This is a genomic window from Kribbella sp. NPDC056345 (assembly GCF_042262745.1).
GTDB lineage: Bacteria > Actinomycetota > Actinomycetes > Propionibacteriales > Kribbellaceae > Kribbella.
The window spans coordinates 715,298-731,560 of sequence record NZ_JBHJQQ010000001.1 but is presented as its reverse complement, the minus strand read 5'-3'; the positions used below and the strand labels follow the sequence as shown (position 1 = coordinate 731,560).

General features: G+C 67.1%; 14 protein-coding genes. 11 read left to right on the top strand and 3 right to left on the bottom strand.

From position 1 onward, the window contains the following. The first annotated feature begins 33 nt into the window (after positions 1-33). Positions 34-171: a hypothetical protein gene (locus tag ACFCV3_RS03310; RefSeq protein WP_376025666.1), complete on the top strand. Its 138-nt coding sequence runs from the start codon at positions 34-36 to the stop codon at positions 169-171. Here ACFCV3_RS03310 and ACFCV3_RS03305 read toward each other — a convergent pair. Further along, positions 157-1,071, bottom strand: a complete 915-nt coding sequence (locus tag ACFCV3_RS03305; protein ID WP_376025664.1) for a LysR family transcriptional regulator — start codon at positions 1,069-1,071, stop codon at positions 157-159. The genes ACFCV3_RS03310 and ACFCV3_RS03305 overlap by 15 nt on opposite strands. A gap of 113 nt (positions 1,072-1,184) precedes the next feature. Between ACFCV3_RS03305 and ACFCV3_RS03300 the strand changes: the two genes are divergently transcribed. The 3 genes from ACFCV3_RS03300 to ACFCV3_RS03290 are packed head-to-tail and all read left to right on the top strand — an operon-like array spanning position 1,185 to position 3,571. Further along, on the top strand, positions 1,185-1,928 hold the full coding sequence (locus ACFCV3_RS03300) for an SDR family oxidoreductase (protein WP_376025662.1): 744 nt from the start codon (positions 1,185-1,187) through the stop codon (positions 1,926-1,928). Between the two features lie 11 nt (positions 1,929-1,939). Beyond that, a complete protein-coding gene (locus ACFCV3_RS03295) occupies positions 1,940-2,950 on the top strand; it encodes an alcohol dehydrogenase catalytic domain-containing protein (protein ID WP_376025660.1) in 1,011 nt (336 codons plus the stop codon). A gap of 9 nt (positions 2,951-2,959) precedes the next feature. Then, positions 2,960-3,571: a Type 1 glutamine amidotransferase-like domain-containing protein gene (locus tag ACFCV3_RS03290; RefSeq protein ID WP_376025659.1), complete on the top strand. Its 612-nt coding sequence runs from the start codon at positions 2,960-2,962 to the stop codon at positions 3,569-3,571. 153 nt (positions 3,572-3,724) lie between these two features. Here the strand turns inward: ACFCV3_RS03290 and ACFCV3_RS03285 are convergent, their stop codons facing one another. Both ACFCV3_RS03285 and gndA read right to left on the bottom strand, forming a co-directional pair. Further along, positions 3,725-4,153, bottom strand: coding sequence for a DUF6319 family protein (locus tag ACFCV3_RS03285; RefSeq protein WP_376025657.1), 429 nt, complete (start codon positions 4,151-4,153; stop codon positions 3,725-3,727). A 110-nt stretch (positions 4,154-4,263) separates the two neighbouring features. Next, positions 4,264-5,703, bottom strand: coding sequence for an NADP-dependent phosphogluconate dehydrogenase (gndA, locus tag ACFCV3_RS03280; RefSeq protein ID WP_376025656.1), 1,440 nt, complete (start codon positions 5,701-5,703; stop codon positions 4,264-4,266). 186 nt (positions 5,704-5,889) lie between these two features. Here gndA and ACFCV3_RS03275 point away from each other — a divergent pair, with 186 nt between their 5' ends. The 7 genes from ACFCV3_RS03275 to ACFCV3_RS03245 all read left to right on the top strand — a co-directional run bounded on the left by ACFCV3_RS03275 (position 5,890) and on the right by ACFCV3_RS03245 (position 16,260). Next, complete coding sequence (locus tag ACFCV3_RS03275) at positions 5,890-10,557, top strand: DUF2961 domain-containing protein (RefSeq protein WP_376025654.1); 4,668 nt, start codon at positions 5,890-5,892, stop codon at positions 10,555-10,557. Then, a complete protein-coding gene (locus ACFCV3_RS03270; protein ID WP_376025652.1) occupies positions 10,554-11,081 on the top strand; it encodes an isochorismatase family protein in 528 nt (175 codons plus the stop codon). The genes ACFCV3_RS03275 and ACFCV3_RS03270 overlap by 4 nt, the downstream gene beginning before the upstream one ends. A gap of 233 nt (positions 11,082-11,314) precedes the next feature. Further along, positions 11,315-11,650, top strand: coding sequence for a hypothetical protein (locus ACFCV3_RS03265; protein ID WP_376025650.1), 336 nt, complete (start codon positions 11,315-11,317; stop codon positions 11,648-11,650). Continuing rightward, a complete protein-coding gene (pstC, locus tag ACFCV3_RS03260; protein WP_376025648.1) occupies positions 11,647-12,651 on the top strand; it encodes a phosphate ABC transporter permease subunit PstC in 1,005 nt (334 codons plus the stop codon). The genes ACFCV3_RS03265 and pstC overlap by 4 nt, the downstream gene beginning before the upstream one ends. Further along, positions 12,651-13,715 (top strand): phosphate ABC transporter permease PstA, encoded by a 1,065-nt coding sequence (gene pstA / locus ACFCV3_RS03255; RefSeq protein ID WP_376025646.1) that lies wholly within the window; start codon positions 12,651-12,653, stop codon positions 13,713-13,715. The genes pstC and pstA overlap by 1 nt, the downstream gene beginning before the upstream one ends. Positions 13,716-13,726: 11 nt before the next feature. Further along, entirely contained in the window at positions 13,727-15,385 is a 1,659-nt protein-coding gene (locus tag ACFCV3_RS03250) for a phosphate ABC transporter substrate-binding protein PstS (RefSeq protein ID WP_376025645.1), read from the top strand. 26 nt (positions 15,386-15,411) lie between these two features. Beyond that, positions 15,412-16,260, top strand: coding sequence for a sortase (locus ACFCV3_RS03245; protein WP_376025643.1), 849 nt, complete (start codon positions 15,412-15,414; stop codon positions 16,258-16,260). Positions 16,261-16,263 lie beyond the last annotated feature (3 nt).

The following is a 16,263-nucleotide window of genomic DNA, read 5'->3' as shown; positions in this document are numbered from 1 at the left end:
CGCGCGGGCCCCGCGGCGCGCCACGATTTCCTCATGAGCAACACCGCAGCCCGCTGGACCCTGATCGCAGTCTTGGCCGTGCTCACGCTCCTGACGATCACCATCACCACGCGCCTCGACGGCGCCCTCGACAAGCCGGCCCAGTTCACCGGACAGTCAGCTAGTCGGTGACGTGATCGGCAGCAGCACCCGGCTGGTCTCCTGGAGCAGGAGCGGCAGGTACGGGTTCGGGTTGTGCACGGCCCACATGAGCGCCAGCTGATTCGGCGGCGCGTCGACCAGCGGAAGCCACACCAGCCGCGGATGCGCGAAGTACGTGACCGTCGACGCCGGCGCGATCCAGCACCCGTGCCCGGCAGCCACCAGGTGCAGGCACTCCTCCGGAGTCCGGCCCTCCGGCCCGAACACGGCCCGCGACCCGTCAGGCCGCGGATCGATGAACCAGAAGCTGACGACCGCTTCGGGCATCCCCTCGCGCGGCCCCACGACCGGTACGTCGGCCAGGTCCGCAATCGTCAAGCTGTTCCGCGCAGTCAACGGATGCCCGGGCGGTAGCGCGACCCAGCGGTCCTCGGCGAACAGCGGGTGAATGACGAACCGGGGATCGTCGCCGATCGGCAGCCACAGGAACGCAGCGTCGGCGCGGCCTTCGACCAGTGCCTCGATCTCGTCCGGCAGGGTGTGCGAGGCGATCGGCTGCACCTCGAGATCCGGTGCCTGCCGAAGCAGTGCGGCCTCGACCGCGGGCATGAAATGCGCGGTGCTCTGTGCTTTGAACGCGATCCGCAGTGGTTCGGACCGGCCGGCCCCGACCATTCGAGCCTCGGACATCATCGCCTCGGCGGAGGACAGCAGCGCCGCACCCTGTTTCAGGACGACCTGGCCGGCCGGAGTGAGCTCGATTCCCGACGACAGTCGCACGACGAGCGGCGTACCGACGACCCGCTCGAGCTGACGGATCTGCCCGCTGACCGCCTGCTGGGTGAGGTTCAGCCTCCGGGCGGCCCGCGTCATGCTGCCGTCCTCGGCCACGGCGGCCAGCGCCTGCAGGAGGCGCAAGCTCAGGTCCACACCAGCATCCTGCCACAACGATTTCTTGTGACGTCGGTAAAAAGTCTCTGTTTCCGTTCGGTCCGATCACGCCGGACGATCGGAACAAGGCGACTTGATGGGAGAAAGTAAGTATGACGCTGCAGGGGAGAACCGCGCTCGTCACCGGCTCGTCGAAGGGGCTGGGCCGGGCGATCCTGCTCCGGCTCGCCGGGCTGGGTGCGAACGTGGTGGTCAACTATTCGCGCGACGAGAGCGCCGCGGCCGAGGTTCAGGCGGCCGCGGAGGCGCTCGGGGTGCGGGCGATCACGGTCGCGGCCGACGTGTCCCAGGTGGACGGGATCCAGCAGGTCTTCGACGCCGCGGCCGAGGCGTTCGGCCGGATCGACATCGTGGTCGCGAACGCGGGGATGGAGAAGGTGAACGTCCCGGTCACCGAGGTGACCGAGGAGGACTTCGACCTGCTCTTCCGGGTCAACACCAAGGGCCCGTACTTCGTCCTGTGGGAGGCGGCCCGGCGGATCGCCGACAACGGCCGGATCGTCACGATCTCGTCGAACACCACCACCGTCCCGCAGCTGGGCGTCGGTCTCTACGGCACCAGCAAGGTGGCGACCGGGTACCTGGCCCGCGTGCTCGCCCTCGAACTCGGACCACGTGGCGTGACTGTGAACACCGTCGTACCAGGTCCGATCGACGGCGCGGGCATCTTCACCGACCCGGCGAACGACGAGTACAAGAAGAGCCTGGTCGCGATGGTGCCGATCGGGCGCCTGGGTACGACGGAGGACGTGGCGGGGGTGGTGGCGTTCCTGACCAGTGACGACGCCGGCCTGATCACCGGACAGCAACTGGTCGCCGACGGCGGAATGCACTGAAGGGGTTTTCGATGACAATGCGAGCAGCTCAGGTACAGCAGGCCGGCGGACCGTTCGTGGTGACGGACGTGCCGATTCCCGAGCCGGGCGCCGGGCACATCCGGGTGAAGGTGTACGCCTGCGGGATCTGCGGTGGTGACGCGATCCCGCGCAACGCGCTGTTCGGAACGGTCCTGCCGCGCATCCCCGGCCACGAGATCGCCGGCGTGGTCGATGCGGTCGGCGAGGGCGTGACGCTCTGGACGGTCGGTGAGAAGGTCGGTGTCGGCTGGTCCGGTGGGGTCGACTTCACCTGCGAGTTCTGTCGTCGCGGCGACTTCACGAACTGCGTGCAGCACACGATCGTCGGTACGTCGTACGACGGTGGCTACGCCGAATACATGGTCGCCCCGCAGGACGCCGTCGCCCGGATCCCCGAGGGGCTCACGTTCGAGGAAGCGGCCCCGCTGATGTGCGGCGGGATCACCGCATTCAACGCACTCCGGCACGCCAAGGCCGGACCGGGCGACCTGGTGGCGATCCAGGGTGTCGGCGGCGTCGGGCACCTGGCGATCCAGTTCGCCGACAAGATGGGCTTCCGGACCGTCGCGATCAACCGCGGCCGCGACAAGGAAGCCTTGGCCCGTCAGCTCGGCGCCGACGAGTACATCGACAGCACCGAAGGTGACGCGGGTGAGGCCCTGAAGGCCCTCGGTGGCGCGGCCGCCGTACTGGCCACCGTCTCGCGCGCCGAGCTCCAGAGCGACCTGGTGAAAGGCCTCCGCCCGAACGGCCAACTCATCGTCCTGGAAGGCTCCGACCCCATCCAGGTCACCGGCCACGACCTCGCCGACAGCCGCCTGACCGTCTCCGGCTGGTACTCCGGCGTGGCCCAGGACTCCGAGGACACCCTCAACTTCGCCGTCCTCAAAGGCATCCGCCCCATCATCGAGACCTACCCCCTCGAAGAAGCCGAAGCCGCCTGGCAACACCAGCCCAAGGCCAACCTCCGAATCGTCCTGAAAACCCAACCTGGGGCATGATGCTCATCGATGAGGTTGTTGCTGAGTTCCTGGTTCCTGACGCCTGACAACCGGCCGTCGGTGCTGTCCGGCGGCCGGGCGGGGATCGTGCTGAATGCGCTTGATGGGTACGGCGTCTCGCGCGCCCGGGACTACGCTCGGGAGAACCGCACCCTGGAGTCCTTGGGGTACTCCTGTGAAGAGCTCGATCTGCGTGAGTACTTCGCAGGACCCGAGGAACTCACTGAACGCCTGGGCGGCCTCGACCTCGTCTGGGCTCTGGGGGGCAATGCGTTCGTCCTGGCTCGGGCCATGACGCAGGCCGGATTCCGCGATGCCCTTCAGCAGCAGCTGCATCGACCGGAGTTCACGTACGGCGGGTACTCCGCAGGAGCTTGCGTCACCGGACCGGACCTCCAGGGGATCGAACTCATCGACGACCCAACCGTCCTGCCCGAAGGCTATTCGCCGACTGTCGCGGCGGAGTGCCTCGGTCTGGTGCCGTTCCGGATCGTTCCGCACTGGCGATCCGAACATCCCGAGACGGAGGGTGCGGAGCGTGCCGCCGCCCATCTCGCCGAACGCGGCCTGCTGCACCGCTGCCTGCGCGACGGAGAAACGCTCAGCGTCGACGACATCTGAAAGACCGCAGCCCAGGCGCGCGGGGCACCTGGGCTGCGGGGGCGATGTGCGTCCTGGGAAGAGAACGAGCATCGGCAGGTCATGGTCGCCAGGGAAGGTGGCTGCCAGGACCGGAGAGTCCGGCCGGCGAGGGCCAGACAACGGGTGGGTGGATCAGGAGAGGTCGGCGAGCGCCTGGCGGGCGGCCTCGAGCTCGGCTTCGAGAGCGGCGACCTTGGCGGCCTGCTGGGCGCGGGCCTCCTCGATGACCTCGTCGAGCGGGGTCGAGAGGTCCTCGTGCAGCTCCTTGGCGGCGCGCGAGACGGCCGCGGCGGCAACAGCCACGCCACGGGCCAAGTAGGTCGAGCCCTGCTTGAGCTCGGCGGTCCATTCGCCGTCGGCGGTGCCGGTGACGGTGAGCGTCAGCTCGATCGTCTTGCTCTTCTTGGCAGCGGTCTTCTTCGCCGGCGCCTTCTTCGGGGCCGCAGCCTCGGCGTCGGGGGCCGAGGTCGCCTCGAAGGATGCAGCCGGGGTGGTGTCGGCGGTGACGGGAGTGTCGACGTCGTCCGACGGCGCTTCTACTGCCAGAGTGTCTACAGTCATCGTTGCGGCGATCTCCTTAGTAACGTCGCCCGCGGTGAGCGGGCTGGCACTGTGCGAACATTAGAACATACGTTCGACCCCAATGCCAACCTGCCCGCGTGTCGCTCAACCTAAGACTTGGTCTCCGAGCGATCGCCCGACCACTCCAGGTGGAAGGTTCCCTCGGCGTCGACGCGCTTGTAGGTGTGCGCCCCGAAGAGGTCGCGCAGACCCTGGATCAGTGCCGCCGGCAGGCGCTCCGCACGCAGACCGTCGTAGTACGACAGTGCCGCCGAGAAGCCCGGAGCCGGTACGCCGGCCGTGGCTGCGGTCGCGACCACGCGCCGCCAGGCGTCCTGCCCGTTGGCGACGGCGTCCTTGAAGTAGTCGTCGACGAGCAGGGACGGCAGGGCCGGGTTCCGGTCGTAGGCCTCCTTGATGCGGTCCAGGAAGCGGGCCCGGATGATGCAGCCGCCGCGCCAGATCGTCGCCATCGCGCCGAGGTCGACATTCCACTCGTACTGCTCCGAAGCAGCCCGGATCGCGTCGAAGCCCTGCGCGTAGGCGACCAGCTTGGACGAGTACAGCGCGTGCCGCACGTCCTCGATGAAGGCGTCCCGATCCACATCCAGCTTCGCCGACTCCGGCCCCGGCAGTACGCCGGCCGCCGCCTCACGCCGTACGACGTCGCCGGACAGCGACCGTGCGAACACAGCCTCGGCCATGCCGCTCACCGGGATACCCAGGTCGAGTGCGGACTGCACAGTCCAGCGCCCGGTGCCCTTCTGCTCCGCCTGGTCCAGTACGACGTCCACGAACGCGCCGCCGGTGGTCGGGTCGACCTGGCTGAGGACGTCGGCGGTGATCTCGATCAGGAAGGACTCGAGGTCGCCGGTGTTCCACTCGCGGAACACGGCGGCCAGCTCGGCCGGGGACAGGCCCAGCACGCGGCGGAGCAGGTCGTACGCCTCCGCGATCAGCTGCATGTCGGCGTACTCGATGCCGTTGTGCAGCATCTTCACGAAGTGGCCGGCGCCGTCCGGGCCGACGTGCACGCAGCAGGCCTCGCCGTTCACGTGGGCCGAGATCTTGGTCAGGATCGGTCCCAGCGCCGCGTACGACTCGACCGAGCCGCCGGGCATGATGCTCGGGCCGTTCAGCGCGCCCTCCTCGCCACCGGAGACGCCGCTGCCGACGAAGTGCAGACCCTTCTCGCTCAGCGCCTTCTCGCGGCGCCGGGTGTCCAGGAAGTGTGCGTTACCGGCGTCGATGACGATGTCACCCTGGTCCAGCAGCGGGACCAGCTCGTCGATCACGGCGTCGGTCGGCTCGCCGGCCTTGACCATGATGATGATCTTGCGCGGCTGCTCGAGCGCCTCCACCAGTGCGGGCAGATCGGCGGCGGGGGTGAAGTCACCCTCGTGCCCGAACTCCTCGATCAGCGCGTCCGTGCGGCCCTGGGACCGGTTGTGGACAGCGACGCGGAACCCGTTGCGCGCCAGGTTCCGGGCCAGGTTGCGCCCCATCACGGCGAGGCCGGTGACGGCGATCTCGGCTTTCTCAGAGCTCATCGAATCTCTCCCGCAGTCTCAAGTTGTGTGCGGACCCATCTTTGCGCGCCCGGCAAGCGGTCGCCGCAGCGGCCCGGCCAGCGGACACCCAACTCCTCGAAGCTGAGCCCTTCTCAAGCCCGGTCCCACGATGGTAGACACTGAGAAATCGATTTCCCGCCATCCATTCCGCCGGAGGGCTCGCCCATGTTCCGTCGCATAGTCGCGGTGGTCGCCGCCGCCGTACTGATGCTCCCGACCACCACAGCCACCGCCGGTACGACGCCGCTCCCGAGCGGTAACGGTCCCGTCGGATGGGACGTCTACCGTCACCTGGACCGCCTGCCGGAACTCCAGGCCGGCGTCCGCACCAAACAGTTCTCCAGCTTCGGCCGGGACGGCACCAACAACGACGGCTTCGACGGCGCCTTCTCCTGCCTACGTACGTCGGAAGCCGGGTGCGTGATCGCTGAGGACAGCGGCCCTGGTGAGGTCGCTTCCATCTGGTTCACCCGCGACGAAGGCAACGTGACCAAGACCGGCACCATCACTGTCGAGCTCGACGGGAAGCAGGTGCTGCACGGTTCCCTGCAGGACATCGTCGACGGCAAGCTCGGAGCGCCGTTCAGCTATCCCTTGGTCGCGAACGGAGTCCAGAGCAGCGGTGGCGTCTACATCCGCGTCCCGATGCCGTACCGGTCGTCGATGCGCATCACCACCCAGAGCAACCCGTACTTCTACCACGTCGACTACCGCGAGTTCCCGGACGCGAAGGGCATCCGCACTTTCGACCCAGCCGAGAAGGCGGAAGACGTACTGGCGCTACTGAATGCTGCTGGCACGAAGGACCCGAAGCCCGCCCAGCCGAACAGCCGAACCACCAAGACACCGATCAAACTTGCCCCAGGCAAGCGAGTCACTCTGGCGGACACCTATGGCCCAGGTGAGATCAGCGCGCTCCGGCTGAAGCTTCCGGAGATCGTCGGTCTGGAGCTGGAGGAGTTCGCGGACGACGGCCGTGCGTTCACCGGCAGCAGTAAGTTCACGATGAAGATCGACCCGGCCAACACCGGGGTGAAGCTGACGCGCCGGATGGACCTCCGGATCGGCAACCAGCGGGCGAAGATCCTGGTCGACGGCGTCGAAGCAGGGGAGTGGGCACCGCTGAAGGCCGCCGGTGCTCAGTGGCACGACCAGACAGTCGACCTCCCCGCCGCACTCACCGCGGGCAAGTCGCAGATCACCATCACCAACCAGTTCATCTCCTCCGACCTCGACTTCAACGAGTTCACCTACTGGGTCGATTCGCCGCAGCGGACGGACACCCTCGACGTCGGACCGAACCATGTCGCCGACGAGCAGGCGCACAGCTACGAGATCACCAAGCAGGCCTGGAGCGGTGCACACACCATGCCGTACGCCGCCACCCCGGCCGACGGTGCGCGCGTCAAGCCGAGTGACTCCCTGCTCGCCGGTGTCCGCGTCGAGGTGACGATCGACGGTCAGAAGCGCGTCGACGCCCCGATCGGTGAGTTCTTCGGCTCCGGCCTCGGTGAGAACCCGGTCCGCTCGCTCTTCTTCGCCATGGACCCCAACGGCTGGTACTCCGCCTGGTGGCCGATGCCGTACGTCGCCCGTGCCACAGTCAGCCTGGTCAACAAATCGGCGTACCCGCTGACCGGTCAGTCCGAAGTCACCGCTGCCCGAAACGCGCGCAAGGCGGTCGATCTGGTGACCGGGAAGACGGGCTACTTCAGCGCGATCTCGAAACGTGGCGAGACCATGCAAGGCAGCGACTGGACGTTCGCGCAGACCTCGGGGCGTGGCAAGTTCGTCGGCGTCGTCCAGACCATGGAGGGATTACTTGCCGACGGCAACACGCGCGGCTACCTCGAGGGCGACGAGCGGGTGTACGTCGACGGTGAGCGGACCCCGGCGATCCACGGGACGGGGACCGAGGACTACTACGAGTCCGGCTGGTACTTCAATGCCGGGACCTACTCCACGCCGTTCCACGGGAACTCCGCCCACGAGGTCCAGGCCGGCTTCTGCAAGTACGAATGCGATGGCGCCTGGCGACTGCACATCACCGACTCGATCGCCTTCCAGAACCAGCTCGACTTCGGGATCGAGCACGGTCCGCAGGACGACCATCCGGGAATCTACGGCTCCACGGCGTTCCTCTACACGTCGGCGAAGTTCGGCGCTCGGGAGACCGATCGCATCAACGTCGAAGGGGCCGAGCTGACCTCCGTCTACGAAGGTGATCACGACGATGTCGCGTTGACCGATCAGGTCGGTCAACGGCTGCGCTTCACGGCGAAGATCGACCCGGCCAACCAAGGCGTGACGCTTCGAAGGACCAGCGATCAGCAGGTCGCCGGACAGTCCGCACAGGTATTCGTCAACGGCAAGGCCGCAGGTACGTGGTTGCAGCCGCTCGGCAATACACACCAGCGCTGGCTCGACGACAACTACCAACTGCCCGCCACCCTTACCGCCGGCCGGTCGACCCTAGACATCGAGCTCCGTCCCACCGGCCCCTGGACAGCCAGCCGGTACGTCGTCCAGTCGCTCGTCACGCCGTACGTCGACCTCCGCGCACCCGCCGCGGTCACGGACCTGCGGGCGACCGGCCAGACCGGCAACGCGATCAACCTCAGCTGGCAGGACGCATCTGACGAATCAGGTGTCGCGCACTACAACGTGTATGGGACCAAGGCGGTCGGGGAGAAAGCGCAAGGTGGGGAGACGTTGCTCGGGAGCACGCCGCTGCCAGGCTTCGTCCATCGTGGCCTCGGACTCCATGAGACGTGGTCTTATCGCGTGGCGGCGGTCGATCTGGCGGGGAACGTGGGGCCTAGGTCGGCGGCGGTTGAGGGGACGAGTGGGAATGTGCTGCGGGTCGAGGGGGAGGCGATGCTGCCACCTGTCTCTTCAAGTGTGCCGGTGGATCCACAGGGCAACTGCTGCGGCGTGAGCTGGTCAGGCGGCGCGCAAGCGTGGATCCACGGCACCAAGTCAGGTGACAAGACCGTGCTCGCGTTCACCGTGCCAATGGCCGGCAGCTACGAGCTCAGCGCCGTACTGACGAAGGCCGCCGACTACGGCATCGTCGATCTGCAGGTCGACGGGAATCCGGCCACGAGCTTCGACGGGTACGTCGCGTCCGGCGTCAGCACGCAGCGCGTCGGTCTCGGCACCCGGCAACTCACCGCCGGCAAGCATCATCTGACCATCACGCTGACCGGCAAGAACCCGGCCGCGACCGGCCATCTCGTCGGCCTCGACCTCCTGGACCTGGAATTGAACAGCACCCAGATCACGCCGTACACGAAGACCGGCACAGTGGTTGCGGCCGGCAAGTTCACCAAGATCTACGATCCGAGCACGGGTGAGACCGGCCCCTGGTACTACAACGACCACACGCTGATCCAGGATCGCGCGACCGGCACCTGGCACGTCTACGCGATCACACATGCCGAGCCGGCCAATCCGCTCGACGAGAAGAGTTTCGGGCACGCCACGGCGCCGACGCCGAACGGGCCGTGGACCAAGCAGCCGCCTGCGTTGGTTGCGGATCCGAACGCCGGTGAGAGTCACATCTGGGCGCCGCATGCCATCTACGACAACGGCACCTACTACCTCTTCTACGCGGCCGGCACGCCGGACCACACGGCGTACCGGATGCACCTCGCGACCTCCACAGACCTCAAGACCTGGACGCGTGATGCAGCCAATCCCTTGTTCACCGATGGTTTCGACGGTCGTGACCCGATGGTTCGCAAGGTCGGCGACCAGTGGGTGATGTACTACACGGCCAACTCGACGCCGTCCGGCGGCAACCACATCGTTGCCTACCACACCAGTACCGATCTGAAGCACTGGTCCGCGCGGCAGACCGCGTTCCAGCATCCGGCGACAGGCACGTACGGCGGTCCGACGGAGTCACCGTTCGTCGTCCAGCGGGGGACCGACTGGTACCTGTTCGTCTGCTGTGACGGCGGCTACGAGTCGACAAAGGTCTACAAGAGCAAGGATCCGCTGCACTTCACCGTCGACCAACTCGTCGGCACGATCCAGGCGCACGCCGCGGAGGTCGTGCAGGATGGCGACGACTGGTACGTGACTGGTGCTGGTTGGGGGAAGGGCGGGCTGTTCCTGGCGCCGCTCGACTTCGCACGGCAAGAGGTGACGAACGGGCACGTGGTGAGCAACGAGCATTACCGCGCCACGATCCAGACCAGTCCGCGAGCGGCGATCACCAGTCTGGAGGTCGATCCCACGGGCCAACGCCAGTACCGGGCGGCGCTCGACTCGACGGGTCGCGCGACCGCGCCGTACCTGGGAGTTGGTGGTTTCGGCGCTACTGACATCACCGGACCGGCTGCCCAGGTCGACGCCACTGACACGAGTCTCAAGCTGACCGGCATCCCGTTCGGCGACGAGCCTGTGACGGCTGACTGGACGTTCGATTTCGGCGCTCGGACTTTCGACACCGGGTTGTCCTGGAAGGTGAACGGGGCAACGAGTGCGTCGCTGTGGGAGGTGGCCTTCAATGTCGATTCGGCCCTTCCGGATCAGGGCGATCCCGGCGGCTTCGGGCGCGAGGGCGATGTCCCCGGTCTCCCGAAGTGGTCAATGGCGACTGGGCCCGGTCTGAGCCTCGTGACCGCGCACCACAAAGCCTGGTCCAACGACAACCACTGGTACGACCCGGTGAGCGACGGCGTCGCTTGGCAGCCGCTGTGGCAACCCGGCGGCCGCGCTTGGCCGCAGGGTACGTACGACGGTGGCACCTGGCGGGTGGGCTTCTCGGGGACCGAACGGGACGTGACGTACGCGAACACCTTGGCGGCTACGCTCGGTGGATGACCACGCTCAGCCTTGATCCCCGCCGTACGGCGCTCGTCCTGATCGACCTGATGCCGCGCATCATCGCTCTGGATACCGCGCCCCTGAAGGGAAACGAGGTGCTGGTGCGTTGTGTCGCGCTGGCTGAGGCGACCCGTTCAGTCGGCGGTCTGGTGGTCAATGTCCGGGTCGAGCGCCCTGGTGTTGACCACCAGCCGGAGGGCAGCGGCTTCGCACCCGAGGTCGAACCGCAGCCCGGCGACATCGAGATCGTCAAGAACACGCTGGGCGCCTTCGGTCGCAGCAACCTCGACGCACAGCTCCAGCGCCGCGACATCAACACCCTCGCCCTGGCCGGCATCGCCACCAACTTCGGCGTCGAATCCACCGCCCGCGCCGCCGACGATCTCGGCTACGAGACCGTCTATCTGACCGACGCGATGACCGGTCTCGACGCGGACGCCCACGATTTCGCCATCAGCCACATCTTCCCGCGGCTCGGCACCCTCTGCACAGGCACGGAGTACATCGCCGCTCTCAGCTGAGGTTCCACTGGTGGATTCCTGAACCGGCACGTCTCCCATTCCGGTCGCGCCCGTAATCAGGAGAGCCCTACCTCACCCGTCAGGAAAGAAGTTGGCAGCCTGCCCCGTCCGATGGGGCAACCGTGTTCATGCACCGCTTCGGTTCGGTTCACCACGCGTTGTCCGCTGCTGGCGACAGTCCACCTGACTGACTGCTCTGGGGGAGAGGTTGGAGGGGCGAGGTGGGGGTGCGGATGCAGTTTCTCGAGGATCCGCGAGGAGGTGAACGGCTCTGGCGGTTGCTGTCGGGGAACAACCGGCCCCTCGCGATGGGGCGCGGCGGGCGCGAGTCCCCGCAGGAAGAACTGGCCGCGGTACGGCGGCTCGCGCGCGACGCGGAGCCGGCCCTGCGGCGGGATCCGGAGGGACGGTGGCGCTGGGAGCTCGTTGCTGACAACGGGCCTGATGTCCGCTGCCCCGGGGTGTTCGCCCGCCGGATCGACGCCCGCCGGGCATTCCATCGATTCACGCAAGCAGTTGAGCTGGCCGAGGTCACATCCGGGCACCTGACGCAACGGGAGCAGCGGTGAGCGAATCGGCCCTCGAGCCGGCAACTGAGCCGGCGCCGCGCAAGCTGCGGTCGTCGCTCGCACCCTCCGACCTGATCTTCCGGCTGGTCGCCCGCGGTGGCGGCGGCCTGGTGCTGCTGATCACCGGCGGGATCGGCATCTTCCTGGCCTACCAGGCGAAACCGACACTCCAGACCTACGGCTGGAAGTTCTTCACCGAGCAGTCCTGGCAGCCCGAGGCGAACCAGATCGGCGTCGCCGCGATCCTGTTCGGAACCGTCGTGGTCGCCACCATCGCGATCGCGATCTCGTTCCCACTGGCGGTGGCGACGGCGCTCTACATCACCGAGTGGGCACCGCGAGGGCTGAAGAAGAGCTTGGTCGCGGTGGTCGACCTGATGGTCGCGGTGCCGTCGATCGTCTACGGCCTGTGGGGCTTCTTCCTGCTGCAGCCGCGCGTCATCCATCTGTCCCGCTGGATCACTGACTTCTTCGGCTGGATCCCGATCTTCAAGGTCGACACCGATCCGGACGCTGCAGTCTTCGACGGAGCGACGTACGCGTCCTCGGCCTTCATCGCCGGGATCGTGGTCGCGATGATGGTGATGCCGATCGCCTGCGCGGTGATGCGCGAGGTCTTCGACCAGACACCGGCCGGTGAACGGGAGGCGGCGCTGGCGCTCGGATCGACGAGCTGGGGTGTGGTCCGCGCCGTGGTGCTGCCGTTCGGCCGGGGCGGGATCATCGGCGGCACCATGCTCGGCCTCGGCCGCGCGCTCGGCGAGACGATCGCCGTGGTGATGATCGTGTCGCCGCTGTTCGAGATCAACTGGCACGTCCTGCAGTCGGGGTCGATCACGATCTCGTCGATGATCGCGCTCCGGTACGGCGAGGCCCAGGGCTCCCAGCTGAACGCCCTGATGGCAGCCGGCCTGGTGCTGTTCGTGATCACCCTGATCGTCAACCTGATCGCCGGCTTCGTGGTTGCCCGCAGCCGCAGCGGCGCCGGAACGGAGATCTGATGGCCACCCTTGTGGAAGAACCAGTACGCCGGCAGCTCCGGATTGTGGATGTCGAGGACCGGGCCGGGCTGATCGGGTCGGCGGTGGCCGGGTTGTCGCTGACCTGGCTGCTCTACAACCGGATCCTGCCGACCGAAGGCACGCTCGGTTTCATCGTCTGCTGGTGGCTATCGTTCACCGCGCTCTACCTGCTGTACACGGGGCTGAGGCGCGGGCGAGTCGTGCTCACCGATCGCTTCGCCGTACTGCTTGCCCACAGTGCCGCAGCGCTCGTCGGCATCGCGCTGTCGACGGTGATCGGTTACACGTTGATCCGCGGCGCCCGGGCGTTGATCCACACGAACTTCTTCACCCAGGACCTGCGGACGGCGGGACCGCTCGAGCCGCTGAGTAGCGGTGGCGCACTGCACGCGCTGGTCGGGACGCTGATCCAGATCACCATCGCGATCGCGATCACGCTGCCGCTCGGCATCCTGTGCGCTGTCTATCTGACGGAGGTCGGTGGTCGCGCGTCGCGGCTGGTGCGTTCGGTGGTCGAGGCGATGACCGCGCTGCCGTCGATCGTGGCCGGCCTGTTCGCGTACGTCGTACTGCTGATCGGATTCGGGATGCGGTTGTCCGGATTCGTGGCAGCGATGGCGATCTCGGTGATGATGCTGCCGATCATCGCGCGCTCGTCCGAAGTCGTGCTCCGGCTGGTGCCCAGCGGGCTGCGGGAAGCGTCACTGGCGCTCGGGGCCACCCAGTGGCGCACGGTCTGGTCGGTGGTGCTGCCCACCGCGCGACCGGGTCTCGCCACCGCGCTCGTGCTCGGTACGGCGCGGGGCATCGGCGAGACCTCCCCGGTGCTGCTGACCGCCGGATTCACGACGTACATGAACCTGAACCCGTTCTCCGGGCCGATGGTTTCGCTGCCGTTGTTCACCTTCAAGATGTCGCAGTCGCCGGAGCCCAACTACATCAGCCGGGCGTTCGGCGCCGCGGCGTTGCTGCTGGTTGTGGTGCTGCTGCTGTTCGCCTTCTCCCGCTGGATGGCCGGTCGCGGCCGGTCCGGATCCCGATGAAAGGACCATTCATGCGACGGCTCGGTGCCTTCGTGCTCGCCCTGCTGCTGACGCTCGCGTCGGCGGCACTCCCGGCGTCGGCCGGAAGGACGGCGTACGCGCCGATCTACGGCAGTGGGTCGACCTGGTCGCTGAACGCCGTGGACCAGTGGATGCGCGATGTCGAACCGCTGGGGATGCGGGTCGAGTACGGCGCCGGCGGGTCGTCGCGCGGCCGGCTCGACTTCGCGAACAACCTGGTCGACTTCGCGATCAGCGAGATCCCGTACCAGGGCAAGGACCCGCTGACCGAGGCCGACGACAGCTCGCACGGCCGGGCGTACGCCTACATGCCGATCGTTGCCGGTGGCACCGCGCTGATGTACCAGATCCAGATCCGCGGGAAGCTGTACCGCGACCTGCGGCTGTCCGGAGACACCATCACCAAGATCTTCACCGGCAAGATCACCAACTGGAACGATCCGCAGATCACCCGGGACAACAACGGCAAGAAGCTGCCGAGCAAGAAGATCATCCCGGTGGTCCGCTCCGACGGATCCGGTACGACGGCGCAGTTCACGCTCTGGATGAACACCCAGCACAAGGCCCTGTGGGACGGCTTCTGCCAGTCCACCCAGAACCGGAAGTGCGGCCAGACGTCGTACTTCCCGACCACGAACTTCCCCGGGGTCAAGGCACAGGGTGGCTCGGCCCAGTCGGCCGGGTTCATCGCGGCTCCCTATGCCGACGGTGCGATCGGCTACGTCGAGTACTCGTACGCGCTGGGCAAGAGCTATCCGGTCGTGAAGATGAAGAACAACGCCGGGTACTACACCGAGCCCAACTCGTACAACACCGCGGTGGCACTGACCCGGACACAGATCGAGACCAACACGAAGTCGCCGCTCTACCTGACCCAGAAGCTGACCGGGGTGTACAACAACCCGGACCCGCGGACGTACCCGTTGTCGTCGTACTCCTACATGATCCTGCCGACCGCGAACCTCAGCGCCGGCAAGGGACAGACGCTTTCGGACTTCGCGGCGTACTTCCTGTGTCAGGGCCAGCAGAAGGCGGCGCCGCTCGGCTACTCGCCGTTGCCGCTGAACCTGGTGCAGGCCGGCTTCCACCAGATCGCCCGGGTCCCCGGCAGCAAGGTCGGGGCGACGAACATCAAGAAGTGCGGTAACCCGACCTTCGACGGCAAGAATCTGAGCCGCAACGTGCTGGCGACACTCGCTCCGCAACCGTTGCCGTGCGACCGCGATGGTGCTGGTCCGGCGGTGAACGGCAAGTGCGTGACCGCGAGCAATAACGGGAACGGGAACAACGGCAACAACAACAACGGCAGCAACAACGGAACTGGCAACAACACCGGGAACGGCAACACCAACGGCAATACGACTGGCAACGGGAACGGCGATCAGCCGACCCAGCCGGGGCAACAGCCGAGTAGCGGCCCGACCGGTGGAGCAGTGGTCGATCCGGAGACCGGTCAGGTGATCAATGCCGGCGGTCAGAACAACGGTGGATATGTGCCGACCGGCCAGGTGACCGACCTGAACGGCAACCGGGGCAGCGGTGACATGCTCCGCAACCTCGCGCTACTGGTCGCGGCTGAGGCGCTCCTACTACTCCTGGTCCCGACCCTGGTGTCCCGGCACCTGCAGCGTAAGCGGGCCGGCCAGTGACCGTGGCCGTCTCCGCACCGTTGCGGATGGCAACCAAAGCTCGCGCCGAGCTCGCGCTCCGGCCACAGCTGACGTCGGATGCGTTGCGGCTGTTCGCGCTCGGAATCCTCGTGTTCGTGATCTACGTGCTGCTCCTCGGCGCGCTGCAGTACAACCGCGCGCAGGACGTCGCGTACGACAAGATCCGCGGGCAACTCGCCGAGGCGACGGCACCGATCGGCCCGGGCATCCAGTACGGCGCTCCGGTCGCCGTACTGGACATTCCCGGCCTCGGGCTGCGGCAGGTGATTCGCGAGGGTACGACCGGGTCGATCCTGATGCAGGGACCGGGGCATCGGGCCGACAGTCCGTTGCCTGGCGAGGCTGGTGTCGCAGTCATCTACGGTCGTGCACTCAGTTACGGCGGCCCGTTCCGCGCCGTACCGAAGTTGGGGCCTGGTGCGCGGTTCGAAGTTGTCACGGGGGAGGGGCGCTTCAACTACGAGGTGAAGGCTGTGCGACGGGCGGGGGATCCGTTGCCTGCGGTGCTGCCGAGTGGCGGGTCTCGCGTCACGCTTGTCACCGCTGAGGGTGCGCCGCTGCCTTCGAAGACGGTGTACGTCGATGCTGAGTTGGTCGACGGCGCTGCACTACCCGACCCGGGCGGACGGTTGGCCCGGGTCGCGGACTCTGAGCAGGCGTTCGGAGTGAACCTGTCCGGTGTGCTGACGCTGGTGCTGTGGTTACAGGCACTGATCGCGGTCGCCGTCGGAGTTGTCTGGTTCCGGTCCCGGATCGGTCGCTGGGAGTCCTACCTGATCGGCGCGCCGGTAGTCGTCGCGCTGGTGTGGCGTGTGTTCGAGCAGATCGCCGCCATGCTTCCGAACCTGATTTGAGCA

Bases quoted from the DNA above. Each gene is read 5' to 3' on its own strand.
- ACFCV3_RS03285 (WP_376025657.1), bottom strand. From the start codon at position 4,153: ATGACTGTAGACACTCTGGCAGTAGAAGCGCCGTCGGACGACGTCGAC.
- ACFCV3_RS03295 (WP_376025660.1), top strand. From the start codon at position 1,940: ATGACAATGCGAGCAGCTCAGGTACAGCAGGCCGGCGGACCGTTCGTG.
- ACFCV3_RS03290 (WP_376025659.1), top strand. From the start codon at position 2,960: ATGAGGTTGTTGCTGAGTTCCTGGTTCCTGACGCCTGACAACCGGCCG.
- ACFCV3_RS03250 (WP_376025645.1), top strand. From the start codon at position 13,727: ATGCGACGGCTCGGTGCCTTCGTGCTCGCCCTGCTGCTGACGCTCGCG.
- ACFCV3_RS03265 (WP_376025650.1), top strand. From the start codon at position 11,315: ATGCAGTTTCTCGAGGATCCGCGAGGAGGTGAACGGCTCTGGCGGTTG.
- pstA (WP_376025646.1), top strand. From the start codon at position 12,651: ATGGCCACCCTTGTGGAAGAACCAGTACGCCGGCAGCTCCGGATTGTG.
- ACFCV3_RS03270 (WP_376025652.1), top strand. From the start codon at position 10,554: ATGACCACGCTCAGCCTTGATCCCCGCCGTACGGCGCTCGTCCTGATC.
- ACFCV3_RS03300 (WP_376025662.1), top strand. From the start codon at position 1,185: ATGACGCTGCAGGGGAGAACCGCGCTCGTCACCGGCTCGTCGAAGGGG.
- ACFCV3_RS03245 (WP_376025643.1), top strand. From the start codon at position 15,412: ATGGCAACCAAAGCTCGCGCCGAGCTCGCGCTCCGGCCACAGCTGACG.
- ACFCV3_RS03275 (WP_376025654.1), top strand. From the start codon at position 5,890: ATGTTCCGTCGCATAGTCGCGGTGGTCGCCGCCGCCGTACTGATGCTC.
- gndA (WP_376025656.1), bottom strand. From the start codon at position 5,703: ATGAGCTCTGAGAAAGCCGAGATCGCCGTCACCGGCCTCGCCGTGATG.
- ACFCV3_RS03310 (WP_376025666.1), top strand. From the start codon at position 34: ATGAGCAACACCGCAGCCCGCTGGACCCTGATCGCAGTCTTGGCCGTG.